Genomic DNA, 13,295 nt, shown 5'->3' on the forward strand with positions numbered 1-13,295 from the left:
AATGAAAGTAGTCGATTTATCTGTTGTTTTATACGACGGTCTGGTATCTTTCCCGTCTCACCCAAAGGTGGTATTTATGGATCATGTTACACATGATTTTTCAAAACCGCGATATCAAGCGCCGTGTGAAGGGTATGCGAGTAAAACGATAATCATGTCAGATCATAGTGGCACACATATGGATGCTCCCTATCATTTCTTTAAAGATGGTTGGACAATTGAGCAAATCCCTGTGGAGGCAACAATGGGGAATGCAGTGTTGGTAGATGTTTCTCAAAAGAGTGCAAATGAGCCTGTAACAAGAGATTTGGTTGAAGAGGTTGTTCGTCGTGACAATCTTAAAGTGAAGAAGGATGATATCGTTTTATTTCGCTGCTGGCCAGGAGAATGGAATGCTGCAGGTTTTCATGACTGCTTATCATTAGATCCTTCTGTTGCTAGTTGGGTAGTGGAACAAAAAGTAAAAGCGATTGGTCTTGATCTTCCTAATGCTGATATTAATACAAATATGCAACGTAATGTTCATATGGAGTTACTTGGCCGAAATATCATGATTTTTGAGAATGTAGTAAATCTAGAGAAGTTAACAAAGAAACATTTTTATTTTATGGGAACGCCACTAAACCTAAAAGGAATGACGGGCTCACCAATAAGAGCTTTAGCGATAGAAGAATGGTAAAAGAAAGGAGGAGAGCTTTTTATGAAAGCAGTAGTAAAAACTAATAGATCACGAGGTATTGAAATAAAAGATGTAGAATTGCCTACTTTAAAAGAGAATGATGTACTAGTACAAGTGCTAGCTGCCAGTATTTGTGGAAGTGACCTTCATATGCACGAAGGGATGAATGCGTATGAATGGGTATCTACCCCTGTCACACTAGGACATGAATTTGCTGGAGTGGTAGTGGAAGTGGGTCATAAGAATCACGCTCATTTGATTGGAAAAGATGTAGTCATTAATCCGTATATTCCTTGTGGTCATTGTGAGAATTGTTTGAAAGGGCAAACGAATCTATGTGACCATGGCAAAGGTTCCATGAGTAAAGTGCCGGCAGAATCATTACGATACGGTTTTAGAGAAAATGGTGGAATGGCAGAGTATGCTTCTATCGATTATCGGAATGTACTCCCGCTTCCCGAGGAAGTTACTATTGAAGTGGCAGGTATGCTAGAAGCAATTGGAATTGGTGTGCGCGCAATTGAAAGGGCGAACATTCTGCCGGGTGAAACAGCAGTTGTTATTGGACCTGGACCCATTGGATTATCAATGGTTGCCTCCCTATCAAACTATGGATTTAAACAATTGATTGTCACTGGATTAACAAAGGACAAAGGCCGTTTGGCATTAGCATTAGAGCTAGGTGCTACTGATATAGTGTATGTTGATGATGAAAACTTATTAGAGGCAATTGCTCATAAGACGAACGGAAATGGCGTAGATCATGTTTTTGAAACGAGTGGGTTTAATGGTTCGCTGACAGATGCTGTGAGAATATGCAAAAAAGGTGGGGAAGTCTTACTTATTGGGATTAGCCCGCAAGAAAGTACCATAGCTACTAGTGAAATTGTACGTGGTGAGATTGATATAAAAGGAATATACGGAGTGACAGAACAAACGATGAAGCGTGCGATTGCCATGGCAGCATCAGGAAAGTATCCATATGAAAAACTTATTACACATACGTATGCTTTGGAAGAGGCAGAAGCAGGATTTAATGCAGGCATAAGAAAAGAAGCGGTAAAGGTAATATTAAAGCCATCAGGAGAATGAGCTTATATAAGATGGCAAATGCAAACGAACAATCTCTAAACTTGGGTTGTTCGTTTTTTTTTTTGAGTTAGTGATTATTTCATTAGGAATTTTCGGTAAAATCTTACGCTATCAATAAAATATAGGTTGTATCATTTTATCGTCTTATTTCGTATGGTTATGCCCACCCTATAGAGAATTGATTGTATGAGTTGATAGATTATTCAGAAAGAATCCTGCTATAATGTAAAGAATCTATAAATACTGGAGAACTGTATGAAAAAGTTATTAAAAGTTCCTATAAAAATTAAGATTCTCGTCCTTATAGTCATTTTAATTATTTCTATTATTGTTTTGTTATCTGCGATGTATATCGTGATGAAATTAAATGATGATATGGCTAAGGCTGAAGAGTTAACAATGCAGACAGCAAAGACCGTTTCTTATATGCCGGCATTACATGACTTTTACAACCCTTATAAACTAGTAAATACTTTAGGAAATGTAGTAAATCAAGTAAAAAAGATAGACAATATGGAAGTGTTTTTTCAAAAACGCAATGGCATGATTATCGCCTCGACTGATGATGAATCTACTTTTGGAGAATTAACAATAGAAGAGCATGAAAAAGCACTTATTTATGGAAGCTCTTATGTGATGCAAACAGTAGAAGAAGATAAAAAAGTGATTAAGGCCGTTGCCCCTATAATGGTCAATTATGGTGAATATAAAAAAGTAGAGGGAGCAGTCATTGTCCTTTTTGAAGTGAACCAATTATATGAAGCCATTTGGGAGGATATTAGAGAAATACTTAAAGTATCTGTGATAATCTTGTTTCTTGGCATCTTTGCCGGCTATTCATTGACTAATAGTATTAGGAAAGACACATTAAATTTAGAACCTTATGAAATTGCTGCCATGTTCAGAGAGAGAAACGCTATACTCCATTCAGTGAAGGAAGGGATCCTTTCTATTGATGAAAAAGGGATGATTACGATGGTCAATACTTCCGCTGCTCAGCTATTGACATTAGAGAGTGGAGTAGAAGGGAGATTAGTAGAGGAAGTCATTTCTTCAGAGGTAATGATTGAAGGACTGAAGAGTTGTAAGAAACAAGTAAATGTTGAAATACAAATTGATGAGAAAGCCATTATCATGAATACACAACCGATTATAGAAGCTGGGAAGAGAATAGGTACAGTAGCTAGCCTCCGAGATCGTACTGAAATTAAACGAATGATAGATGCCATATCTGAAGTGAAACAGTACTCTGATGATTTACGAGCACAATCACATGAATTTACGAATAAGTTATATGCCATCTTAGGCTTACTTCAATTAGATAAAAAGGAGAAAGCGATTGAATTCATAAACAGCGAAGCAACATTATTAAAAAAAGAAGAAAAAATCATTTTTACAAAAATAAAGGATGAACGCGTGCAAGCGATATTATTAGGAAAATTAGCACAAGCTTCCGAAAAGAAAATAGACTTTGTAATAGATAAAGAGAGTTCTTTAGAAGGGTTACCAGATAACCTCAATTTATCGTCACTTATCATTATTCTAGGAAACTTAATTAGTAATGCTTTCGATGCAGTAAAAGAGAATGCGCCCAAGGAAGTGAAATTTTTTGTTACCGATATTGGAGACGAGGTTATTTTTGAAATCCAAGATAATGGAACAGGAATTGCTGAAGAAATGACACAACAACTATTCGAGAAGGGACAATCATCTAAAGGGAAAAATCGTGGTTACGGGCTCTTTAATGTTCAAGTAGAGATAGAATCTCTAAATGGTGTGATTGAATATAGCAGTGATGAGCATAAGGGTACAATCTTTACTGTATATTTACCAAAGAAAGAGGGGAGTAAAAATGGGAATCATTAATGTAGCAATAGCCGAAGATGATTATCGGATTGCGCAACTTCATGAAGAGTATATAACTAGAATAGATGGGATGAAGGTAATTGGAACAGGTTTAAATGCTCATGCAATGATGGAACTGTTACAACAGCATCCAGTTGATTTATTACTTATGGATATATATATGCCGGATCGTTTAGGAATTGATCTATTAGAGGAAATAAGGGAGAAGTATCCTCTTGTAGATATTATTTTAATTACAGCAGCGAATGAGAAAGATTATTTATTGAAAGCACTAAAATATGGAGTAATCTCTTACTTAATTAAACCGGTTTCATTGGATGTATTTATTGCAACCTTAGAAAGGTACAAAGAAGAAAAGGGGAAATTCGCTTCTGTCACTGAAGTCAATCAACAGGTTGCTGATTATTTCTTTGGTCGCACGCAAACAGACATATTACATAAACAAACCGGTTTGCCAGCTGGAATTGATCACGTTACGCTTGAGAAAGTGCGCTCCATTCTACAAAAGGGAGGAACAGGTTTAACAGCTGACAAGGTCGGAGAGAAAATGGGAGCATCTCGTACAACAGCCCGCCGCTACTTAGAATATTTAGTTAGTATAAACAAAGCTTATGTGGAACAAGTATATGGAGTGGTGGGGAGACCCGAGAGGAACTATTTTTATCGTTGAAAAACTGGTCGTAAAGGGACCGGTTTTTTTATGTATAAGAGGGAAAACATACGTCGGTGAATGGTATGTCGTATTGCCACTTATAGTTATTGTGAAATAAAGCACAAATGAACACAATGAATTTAATTAATTTTAAGTTTTTAATAGACAATTTTTAGAAAACGTTTACATTTATTTATTCAGAATTTAATATTAACTCAGAATTTAACGAAATAAGGGGAGTGGATATAGTGAAAAAGCTGGTAGTTTTCGTTCTAGCTGTTCTTATATTGACAGCGTGTTCTTCCAATTCAACTTCAGGAAATGGGGAATATCCAACAAAAAATATAGAAGTAGTTGCTCCTGCCTCACCTGGTGGCGGATGGGATTTAACAGCTCGATCTGTGCAAAAAATTCTTAAGGATAATAACCTGGTGGATAATAACATTAATGTCATTAATAAGCCAGGTGGCGGTGGTGAAGTTGGATGGAGCTATTTACATACGAAGGATAGTCATTATCTTGCGGTAAACTCTAGTCTGCTATTAACCAATCATTTCTTAGGACAAAGTAAGTTAACTTATGAGGATTTTACACCTCTTGCGACCTTAGCAACCGAATGGCAGGCCATTGCTGTATCAGTAGATGCTCCATATGAAAATATAAATGACTTGTTTGAAGATATTAAGAATGATCCAGCATCTATAAAAATTGGCGTAGGACCAGGACTAGGCAATGATGATCATCTATCATTTGTGCAAGCGGCAGGAATGAGGGATGTCGCAGCAAAAGACTTGAATTTCCTCGTCTATGATGGCGGTGGTGGGGACGTAGTGACAGCCCTTTTAGGAAATCATGTAAACGCGGTCACGACTTCATTATCAGAAGTTAAGGAACAACATATAGCTGGCAAGCTAAAGATTTTAGCGGTGTCTTCGGAAGATAGATTAGAAGAATTAGAAGATGTACCTACATTAAAAGAAGAAGGTATTGACATGGTTTTCCCCCATTGGCGAGGTATTATGGGGCCACCAGATATGACAGAAGAAGAAATCAAATATTGGGATGAAAAATTGGGAGAGATGGTTAAGAGTGAAGAATGGGCTGAACTTTTAACAAATAATGATTGGGATGATTTTTACCAGAATAGTAGTGATACGAAAGCGTTTTTCGATGAACAAGCAGAATTATATAAGGATTTAATTGGCGAATCAGGGCTGGTTCAGTAAGGGAGGATTTGTTAAGTGAGAATCATCAAAATAGGTTTACCCATATTAATGATAGCCGTTAGTTTAGTTTTTCTAATTAGCTCATTTCAGATCCCAAAAGCTACATTAGGTAGTGCCAATGGGCCTCTATATTTTCCTATTGGCATCAGTGCACTGATGCTTATCCTAAGTGTTATTTATCTGGTGAATGAGCTGAGAAATATCCATGAAAAAGAAGAGAAACTGACAGATGTCTTTAGTAAGAGGGCCATACAGTTAATTGTTGTCACGATCATCCTCGGTATCATTTATGCCTTGACATTTGAAACACTAGGATTTTTAATTTCAACGATTTTATTCTTAGGTGTCTTATTATTTTATCTGAATGGTTGGAGAAAATGGCTCGTTAACGTCATCGTTACTGTGAGTTTTTCCTTCATTACTTGGTACGGATTTAGTCAACTATTAGGTGTAAGTTTGCCATAGAAAAGGAGGGAATCATATGGAGGGTTTTGTAGAAGGATTGATGACAGCCATACAACCAATTAATATTATTTGGATTGTAATAGGAGGATTCTTGGGGACAGTTGTTGGTATGTTACCAGGGTTAGGTCCAGCCACGGCTGTTGCGGTTTTAATCCCAGTTACTTTTGGAATGGACCCAACAAGTGCCATTATATTAATGGCTGCCATTTATTATGGTGCGATGTACGGCGGATCTAGAAGCTCTATATTATTAAATACACCTGGCGATGGTTCGGCAATTGCTGCCACCTTTGATGGTTATCCGATGGCAAAGAAAGGGCAAGCTGGTCAAGCAATGGCCATATCAGCAGTAGCTTCTTTTATCGGGGGGATATTAGCCACCTTTGGATTTATTGCCTTAGCTAAGCCGTTAGCAAGCTTTGCCTTGCAGTTCGGTCCATCGGAATATTTTTTACTTATGCTATTAACCCTCTCAGCTATTGTTTCGCTATCAACAGGAAAAATGATTAAAGGTTTTATAGCAATGTGCTTAGGGTTATTATTAAGTACAATTGGCATTGATCCGCAAACCGGTGTTCATCGTTTTACCCTTGGGATGCCACATTTAGCAGAAGGTATTGATTTTCTAATTGTCATCATTGGAATCTATGCGGTAGGTGAGGTATTTTATAATTTCTTAACGATTTATAAAGAAAAGAAAAAGCAAAAAGAAAATCAAGACATGGGTAAAACATGGTTCACCAAAGAGCAATGGAAACGTTCTAAATGGCCCATTCTCAGGAGTGCACCTCTTGGATTTATTGTTGGTGTACTTCCGGGAGCGGGGGGAACCATTGCATCAATGATTAGCTATTCTACTGAGAAGCAGTTATCTAAAAAACCAGAGGAATTTGGTAAAGGAGCTGTAGAAGGTTTAGCAGCACCAGAATCGGCAAATAACTCTGCCTCAGTTGGGGCGATGATTCCGTTATTAACAATGGGGATTCCAGGTTCAGGAACCACTGCTGTTATGCTCGGCGCATTAATCATGCTCGGCGTTAGACCTGGTCCGATGCTTTTTGAAAATGATCCGGTTATGGTTTGGGGACTTATTAACAGTATGTTTATCGGTAATATTGCTTTAGTGATTATTAATGTACTATTAGTTGGGTTACTCGTAAAGGTCCTTCACACGCCAGCTAAAGTACTGTATCCGCTTATCATTATGTTGGCTTTTATCGGTACTTACACGTTGAGTTATTCTACAGTTGACTTTTACTTATTATTGTTATTCGGTCTCATTGGTTTAGTTATGAAAGTGTTAGATTTTCCTATTGCTCCATTAGTTCTAGCGCTAATTGTGGGAACAGATATGGAACAAAATTTCCGTATGGCTCTGACATCATCTAATGGAAGTCTAAGTATTTTCTTTTCTTCTGGGATTTCTATTATTTTGATGATTCTTACAGTATTATCTTTATGCTATCCACTTATTTTGAAGTTGATTAAAAATAGAAAAAGAAAAGAAGACCAAACAATATCAGGTTAAATAACAGCTCGTCATTGATGGCGAGCTTTTTATTTGCCTATAATGTTGTATAGATACTTCCTGTAAAAAGAAAATAAAAAGCCTAGAGAATCACTGGATAAAAGGAGGAAGAAAACATGTATCAATTAAAGACAAAAGAGACGGATGAAGACGTCATAATGTTTATCGAAAAAGTGGATTCAGTAAAGAAGCGGGAGGATGCTTATCAGTTATTAGATATCTTTATTGAAGCGACCGGTTATCAAGCGAAAATGTGGGGAACGAGTATTATCGGATTTGGAAAATATCATTACAAATACGAATCTGGGCATGCTGGAGAGGCTCCGTTAGTTGGTTTTTCACCGCGTAAAGCTAAAATAAGTCTTTACTTAGCTGCATGTGATCCTAATCGCCTAAACATATTGAATGATTTTGGTAAGTATACTACCGGAAAGTCATGTGTGTATATTAATAAAGTTGCTGACATTGATATAGAAATATTAGCGCAACTAATTAATAGTTCAATCAGTTATTTACAGAAGAAATATCCTCTCTAAACTCGTTGCAATGGCTGGGAAGTCACTTCGATAAAAGGGGAAACTAGGGAAGTATTGATGCATAATTTCTTTCCTAGTCAACTTTATCAATATGCTGTTTGATAGTCGATCCAAATCAGTTACAACCAAAATGTTTCGCCGATTAATAATTTTTTTAGTTGATTGGCATCTAATTGTTGCTTTTCCCATTCAGCATCTAGTCTAGCAATAGCTTCTGGTCCGGTATCGTCTGCTAAATGATAAGTACCATAATGCATAGGGATAAAGGTAGCGCCATTTAATTCTATATATGCTTTCACTGCATCTTCTGGGTTAATGTGACTGACTTTCATAAACCATTCTGGTTCGTAGGCGCCAATGGGCATTAATACAGTTTTGATGTTGAACTTTTCGGCGATCTCTTTAAACCCACGAAAGTAACCTGTATCACCGACAAAATAAATAGAGTGTGGCTCATTTTCTATTATCCAACCACCCCAATGAGATGTATTCGTATCCGTTAGTGATCTTTTCGTCCAATGTTGAGCGGGTACAAAAGAAAGGGACAACGAATTGAGTCTAAAAGAATCATACCAGTTCGCTTCAAATATATGCTGATATCCCCGTTTGCTAAAACTTTTCCCTAAACCAATTGGTACATAGAAAGTGGGGTCTCCTTTTAGTTTTTTAATTGATGGAAAATCTAAATGATCATAATGACCGTGAGAGATTAAGACAATATCGATATCTGGTAAATCAGTTATAGAAATACCGGGAGCTGTTAATCGTTTACCGAGACCCATACGTTTTGCCCACACGGGATCAGTAACGATATTTAATCCATCTATTTGAATGAAAAAAGTAGAATGGCCAATCCATGTAATAGAAGCTTCTTTTCTATTTTTGTTTAATCGTATAATTTCTTTTGTTGGGGATTGCTCAATTTGGATAGTAAGATCTTTTTTATTTTGTCTTCGTTCTTTTTGCCAACGACGAAAATCATTGAATGATTTAGTGTTTTCTACATTATCTAGATTAATAAAACGTTTTTTACCCGTCATTCTAACCCTCCAAACTTATCTTCCTTTAAAAACATCTGTTAGCAACCATTATATCTGTCTATTTTTTAATATCAAAGTTTTTGTATTCATTTAAACGTAGAAAATGCCCCGTCATTTTTAACTCATGAAAGTACATCTAAATTTAAGTTTTGTAGAGGGAAAAAAAGATTTGATGAAAAAAAGCTCCCAGTGGATTCTTTATGAGGTTCCTGCGTATTTAAAAAAGATTAATTCTTATGAATGCAACTCTTGGTATGTAAATTCATTGTATTTCTTATAGTAGGCATAGGACAAAATCTCTTTACGTAACTTTTAGTATGTCTAGGTGAAAGGTGCGTGAGCCGCGCTGAAAAGAGTACAAGAAAACCAAGTCGTATTTTATTCGATAAAAGCATCAACGATTAAACGTTTCATTATTTTAGACTGTGTGACTGGCACAGCGTTTTATTATGCTATTAAAGCCATTTCGACTAGTATGATACTTGCACTTATTGGTTGTGTTGTTGGGACGGAAGGAATTAAAAAAGTGAAAAGAGAAACGGATAGGAAGCATTAGCGAATACTAATTGTCTTTTAACTTCTCCCTTTTTTCAATGCTAAATAGAGTAGTGAATTTCTATGTTATTCATTTCACTCAGAAAACAAAGTACTATTCCATTATTAAATAAGTTGGTTACACTATATGTATTAACTAAAAAGGGATGTATATCATGGATGAAAAAATCAACCGTAAATTAAAGAAGCCGATTTATAAACAAATTGCCGATGAAATAGAGAACGGAATCTCTGACGGTACTTTTCCAGCTGATAAAAATCTACCATCGGAAAGACAGTTAGCTAAAACTTTTCAAGTTAATAGAAGTACGATTGTTGCTGCTTATGATGAACTTGAATCAAAAGGATTAATTGAACGGAGAATCGGAAGTGGTACAGTCATAAGTAAAGATATTTGGGGCATGACAAAAAAGCGTATGCCAAGTTGGAACAGATATATTGAAGCAGGTTCGTTCTTACCTAATTTGCCGATTACGCAAAAAATTCGTAAGGAAATGGAAAAAAGAAAACTTATCAATATGGCGAGTGGTGAGTTGTCAGAAGATTTATATCCAACCGATATTTTAAGAGAAATTACGCAAATGCAAGCGTTTATTGGGAGACTAGGTTACGACCATCCTCAAGGTAGTGAAGCATTAAGATATACCATTATGAAACATGTGGAGAAATACAGAAATATTCAAACAACACCAGCTTCTATCCTTGTTACTTCTGGAGCACAACAAGCCCTGCATCTTGTTGTGCAATGCTTATTAAAACCTGGTGATGCTGTTGTAATTGAAGATCCTTCTTATCATTACAACTTACCCATTTTCAAATCAGCAGGCATTCAAGTCTTTACCCTATCAGCACTAAGCAATAGGGCTCTTTCTGCCGAGCTTCTTTCATTACATAAAAAACACCGGATTAGTATGATTTTTTTAAATCCAGCATTTCAAAATCCAACAGGGAGGCTGTTTAGGAAAGCGCAATTGCAAGAGATTTTGGATATATCTTCTGAATACGGGATCCCAGTGATTGAGGATGATCCATACAGCTTAATTGCTTTTAATAACAATCCTGTCTCTACATTGAAATCGATGGATCAAAACGGAAATGTATTGTATATCAGTTCGTTATCAAAATTAGTTGCTTCTGGTTTAAGGATTGGCTGGATTATCGGGCCGAACTCGGTAATAGAAAGATTATCGGATGCAAAGCAGCAGATTGATTTTGGTCATGCTAGCTATACACAATGGATTGCTAATGATTTTTTGGAGTCAAAGCATTTTCCTGTACATTTAGATAGGATCAAAACAGAACTAGTGCAAAGAAGAAACGAAGTAGTTGCTAGTTTAAAGAAATATTTAGGGGATCAGGTGGTGTTTACCATTCCTCAAGGTGGTATCCATATTTGGTGTGAAATAAACAGAGACGTTGATGAAATGAAGTTGTTAGAGAATGCTATTAAACAAGGGGTTATTTATTTTCCTGGAATGATGATGGGATCAAAGAAGTTATTTGTGCGGTTTACCTTTGGACGAGCAAATGAAGAACAAATAAGAACGGGTATCCAACGCTTTAGTGCTGCATTGGCACTTACTTAAATGAAGTGGATGGTAAAAAAATAGATGAATTGGCTGGTCATAAATATGCTCGTTTCAATTAAGATAAAGGAGAAAGCGAAATACATAAAAGAGGAGCATAAAAGATGATCATATTATACGGCGTAATTATATGCATCCTAATGATTGCGATTATTGCTACCCTATTGATTACGAATAGGAGTGATGATAATTATCAATCATCTTCAAGAAAAAATAATCTAAACTTAACAATGATTTATATAGTGGTGATTGCTTTGTCCATCATTGCTTTAGCTATATATATTGCTTATGACTAAAAGTTTTAGGAGGATCAAGGCATGACATGGACAATGGGTTTTGTATTAATACTAGGTATTTTAATCAAGATGATTACTAGCCCACCAAGTGCGGCTGTCGCATGGTTATTAAAAAAGTTTGCCATCCATCAAGAAATAAATGAAAAAGAGATTACATTAGTATATGATAGCCAACTGATAGAGGGACAGGTTAAGGAGAAAGTAGTTACCATGTATAATGAAGCTAGTTTTTTGAAAAGAATTCATATTTATCCTGGTAATGAAGACTTATTTATGCCGCATAATCAAAAAACAGTTCCCTATCATATTTGTTATAGTAAAGGAAAGAAAAAGATACAATTATACCTTTATATTGAAGAAAAATATCTAACTGTTGTAAAACAAACGAAGAGGAAACTAATTGCCTATCAAATGTCTGCTAAGGAACAATATATTGAGTGTGAAGAAAATAGCATATACTCAAATAGTAAAATAGATCACATGTGATCCCCTAAAAAAATTATTCTAAAAATGAGGGCTACCTATTTATTGAAGCTATCCTTGTTTTATTTTTCCCTCAAAGGGTAAATACAAAAGTAATAAGGAAGGTGGCTATAAAGATGAGTAGAGAATCTGTTAAAAAAGAGCAAAAGAAAAAAATAGAACAAGATCCTCATGTTGATCCATTACCACTTAAAGATATTGAACTAGAAGTAAAAGAGGAAAAAGTAGGCAAAAAACAAAAAAATAAATCGAGTTCATCATCGAAGAACGAACATGATTATAGTAGTAAATAAAATAGATATGAACACAAGGTTTCTCAAATTTTTTGAGGAGCCTTTTTTGAATACTGAGGTTCTTCTTGATTTCATTAGATCGAGTTAGTGCTTAAGAAATGTGAAACAGCACATACTACATCTGTAAATATTGAAAATATGGAGGGAAAAGAGATGGAACAACAATCAAATATGGCAGAATCCATTCTTCAATTTAAAGAGGGTTTGGCTCATTTATCGCACACTTTACCAACATATGCAGAGAAATTTAACGAGTTTACAGAGGAATGTTTCAAAGAAGGTGCAGTTAGTGCCAAGCAAAAGCAGTTAATTGCACTAGGAATTAGTGTGCAAGCACAAGATGAATATTGCATCATCTTTCATACAAAAGGCTGTATCGATCAAGGGTGCACAGAACAAGAAATTATGGAAACCATTGCTGTTTCGTCAGCCTTTGGTGGCGGAGCGTCAATTAGTCAAGGGGTAACTTTAGTGCAAAGTTGTATCAATGAATTCAAACCGTTAAACTAGGAGTTGAAGTTGATGTCAAATGAAAAAGTAATGAAAAAAGCAAAAGAAATCATCAAGAATCATCCTATCGGTGTATTGGCAACGGTAGAATCAAATGCGCCACATATTCGTTATATGGCTTTTTATTGTGAAGATAGCGAGGGATTCACTCTTTATAGTGCGACAAAGAAAAATACAGAAAAGGTTGAAGAGATTGAGGAGAATGGACATACTTCTATTCTTTTAGGTTATACTGGTAAAGGTCTGAATGATGAATACATTGAAGTCAAGGGACAATGTCGAATTAGTGAAGATGAAGAGATAAAAAAGAAAATTTGGCAGGATTCTTTCTCCCGTTGGTTTGAAGGGCCTGAGGATCCAAACTATGTCATATTAGCCATTACCCCTCAAACCATTCGCTTTTTAAATAATGACCATCAGCAAACAGAAGAAGTAACTCTATAGAAAAGAGATCCCGTTTTATTTAGCGGGATTTTTTTTTCATTGAA

General features: G+C 35.9%; 15 protein-coding genes. 14 read left to right on the forward strand and 1 reads right to left on the reverse strand.

Annotated features, from left to right (window positions below; translation table 11 throughout):
* Nucleotide 1: 1 nt before the first annotated feature.
* The 8 genes from MKX78_RS04570 to MKX78_RS04605 all read left to right on the forward strand — a co-directional run bounded on the left by MKX78_RS04570 (nucleotide 2) and on the right by MKX78_RS04605 (nucleotide 8,044).
* Entirely contained in the window at nucleotides 2-679 is a 678-nt protein-coding gene (locus MKX78_RS04570; protein WP_307319065.1) for a cyclase family protein, read from the forward strand.
* A 21-nt stretch (nucleotides 680-700) separates the two neighbouring features.
* Nucleotides 701-1,771 carry a zinc-dependent alcohol dehydrogenase gene (locus tag MKX78_RS04575; RefSeq protein WP_095370440.1) on the forward strand — a complete coding sequence of 357 codons (1,071 nt, stop codon included), beginning with the start codon at nucleotides 701-703 and terminating at the stop codon, nucleotides 1,769-1,771.
* Nucleotides 1,772-2,026: 255 nt separating this feature from the next.
* Nucleotides 2,027-3,637 (forward strand): sensor histidine kinase, encoded by a 1,611-nt coding sequence (locus MKX78_RS04580; RefSeq protein ID WP_095370439.1) that lies wholly within the window; start codon nucleotides 2,027-2,029, stop codon nucleotides 3,635-3,637.
* Entirely contained in the window at nucleotides 3,630-4,307 is a 678-nt protein-coding gene (locus tag MKX78_RS04585) for a response regulator (RefSeq protein ID WP_095373527.1), read from the forward strand. Before MKX78_RS04580 ends, MKX78_RS04585 begins: the two co-directional genes overlap by 8 nt.
* A gap of 230 nt (nucleotides 4,308-4,537) precedes the next feature.
* Complete coding sequence (locus MKX78_RS04590; protein WP_095370438.1) at nucleotides 4,538-5,515, forward strand: tripartite tricarboxylate transporter substrate binding protein; 978 nt, start codon at nucleotides 4,538-4,540, stop codon at nucleotides 5,513-5,515.
* Nucleotides 5,516-5,530: 15 nt separating this feature from the next.
* On the forward strand, nucleotides 5,531-5,980 hold the full coding sequence (locus MKX78_RS04595) for a tripartite tricarboxylate transporter TctB family protein (RefSeq protein WP_095370437.1): 450 nt from the start codon (nucleotides 5,531-5,533) through the stop codon (nucleotides 5,978-5,980).
* A 16-nt stretch (nucleotides 5,981-5,996) separates the two neighbouring features.
* Nucleotides 5,997-7,508, forward strand: a complete 1,512-nt coding sequence (locus MKX78_RS04600; RefSeq protein WP_095370436.1) for a tripartite tricarboxylate transporter permease — start codon at nucleotides 5,997-5,999, stop codon at nucleotides 7,506-7,508.
* Nucleotides 7,509-7,624: 116 nt separating this feature from the next.
* Nucleotides 7,625-8,044, forward strand: a complete 420-nt coding sequence (locus MKX78_RS04605) for a DUF1801 domain-containing protein (protein ID WP_322909924.1) — start codon at nucleotides 7,625-7,627, stop codon at nucleotides 8,042-8,044.
* Nucleotides 8,045-8,163: 119 nt separating this feature from the next.
* On the opposite strand, the gene MKX78_RS04610 is transcribed toward MKX78_RS04605, so the two are convergent.
* A complete protein-coding gene (locus MKX78_RS04610; protein ID WP_307319052.1) occupies nucleotides 8,164-9,084 on the reverse strand; it encodes an MBL fold metallo-hydrolase in 921 nt (306 codons plus the stop codon).
* Between the two features lie 710 nt (nucleotides 9,085-9,794).
* On the opposite strand from MKX78_RS04610, the gene MKX78_RS04615 reads away from it, so the two are divergent.
* The 6 genes from MKX78_RS04615 (at nucleotide 9,795) to MKX78_RS04640 (ending at nucleotide 13,251) form a co-directional block, all read left to right on the forward strand.
* The gene (locus MKX78_RS04615) at nucleotides 9,795-11,225 is read left to right on the forward strand and encodes an aminotransferase-like domain-containing protein (protein ID WP_095370432.1); all 1,431 of its coding nucleotides are present in this window, start codon (nucleotides 9,795-9,797) and stop codon (nucleotides 11,223-11,225) included.
* 104 nt (nucleotides 11,226-11,329) lie between these two features.
* Entirely contained in the window at nucleotides 11,330-11,521 is a 192-nt protein-coding gene (locus MKX78_RS04620; protein WP_095370431.1) for a hypothetical protein, read from the forward strand.
* Nucleotides 11,522-11,542: 21 nt separating this feature from the next.
* Entirely contained in the window at nucleotides 11,543-12,007 is a 465-nt protein-coding gene (locus MKX78_RS04625) for a YfmQ family protein (RefSeq protein ID WP_095370430.1), read from the forward strand.
* A 113-nt stretch (nucleotides 12,008-12,120) separates the two neighbouring features.
* Nucleotides 12,121-12,297, forward strand: a complete 177-nt coding sequence (locus MKX78_RS04630) for a hypothetical protein (RefSeq protein WP_157733782.1) — start codon at nucleotides 12,121-12,123, stop codon at nucleotides 12,295-12,297.
* A 153-nt stretch (nucleotides 12,298-12,450) separates the two neighbouring features.
* Complete coding sequence (locus MKX78_RS04635) at nucleotides 12,451-12,807, forward strand: carboxymuconolactone decarboxylase family protein (RefSeq protein WP_095370429.1); 357 nt, start codon at nucleotides 12,451-12,453, stop codon at nucleotides 12,805-12,807.
* Nucleotides 12,808-12,819: 12 nt separating this feature from the next.
* Nucleotides 12,820-13,251, forward strand: a complete 432-nt coding sequence (locus MKX78_RS04640; RefSeq protein ID WP_095370428.1) for a pyridoxamine 5'-phosphate oxidase family protein — start codon at nucleotides 12,820-12,822, stop codon at nucleotides 13,249-13,251.
* Nucleotides 13,252-13,295 lie beyond the last annotated feature (44 nt).

Source organism: Cytobacillus sp. FSL R5-0569 (genome assembly GCF_038007265.1).
Lineage (GTDB): Bacteria > Bacillota > Bacilli > Bacillales > Cytobacillaceae > Cytobacillus > Cytobacillus kochii.

Bases quoted from the DNA above. Each gene is read 5' to 3' on its own strand.
- MKX78_RS04570 (WP_307319065.1), top strand. From the start codon at position 2: ATGAAAGTAGTCGATTTATCTGTTGTTTTATACGACGGTCTGGTATCT.
- MKX78_RS04575 (WP_095370440.1), top strand. From the start codon at position 701: ATGAAAGCAGTAGTAAAAACTAATAGATCACGAGGTATTGAAATAAAA.
- MKX78_RS04580 (WP_095370439.1), top strand. From the start codon at position 2,027: ATGAAAAAGTTATTAAAAGTTCCTATAAAAATTAAGATTCTCGTCCTT.
- MKX78_RS04600 (WP_095370436.1), top strand. From the start codon at position 5,997: ATGGAGGGTTTTGTAGAAGGATTGATGACAGCCATACAACCAATTAAT.
- MKX78_RS04605 (WP_322909924.1), top strand. From the start codon at position 7,625: ATGTATCAATTAAAGACAAAAGAGACGGATGAAGACGTCATAATGTTT.
- MKX78_RS04610 (WP_307319052.1), bottom strand. From the start codon at position 9,084: ATGACGGGTAAAAAACGTTTTATTAATCTAGATAATGTAGAAAACACT.
- MKX78_RS04615 (WP_095370432.1), top strand. From the start codon at position 9,795: ATGGATGAAAAAATCAACCGTAAATTAAAGAAGCCGATTTATAAACAA.
- MKX78_RS04620 (WP_095370431.1), top strand. From the start codon at position 11,330: ATGATCATATTATACGGCGTAATTATATGCATCCTAATGATTGCGATT.
- MKX78_RS04625 (WP_095370430.1), top strand. From the start codon at position 11,543: ATGACATGGACAATGGGTTTTGTATTAATACTAGGTATTTTAATCAAG.
- MKX78_RS04630 (WP_157733782.1), top strand. From the start codon at position 12,121: ATGAGTAGAGAATCTGTTAAAAAAGAGCAAAAGAAAAAAATAGAACAA.
- MKX78_RS04635 (WP_095370429.1), top strand. From the start codon at position 12,451: ATGGAACAACAATCAAATATGGCAGAATCCATTCTTCAATTTAAAGAG.
- MKX78_RS04640 (WP_095370428.1), top strand. From the start codon at position 12,820: ATGTCAAATGAAAAAGTAATGAAAAAAGCAAAAGAAATCATCAAGAAT.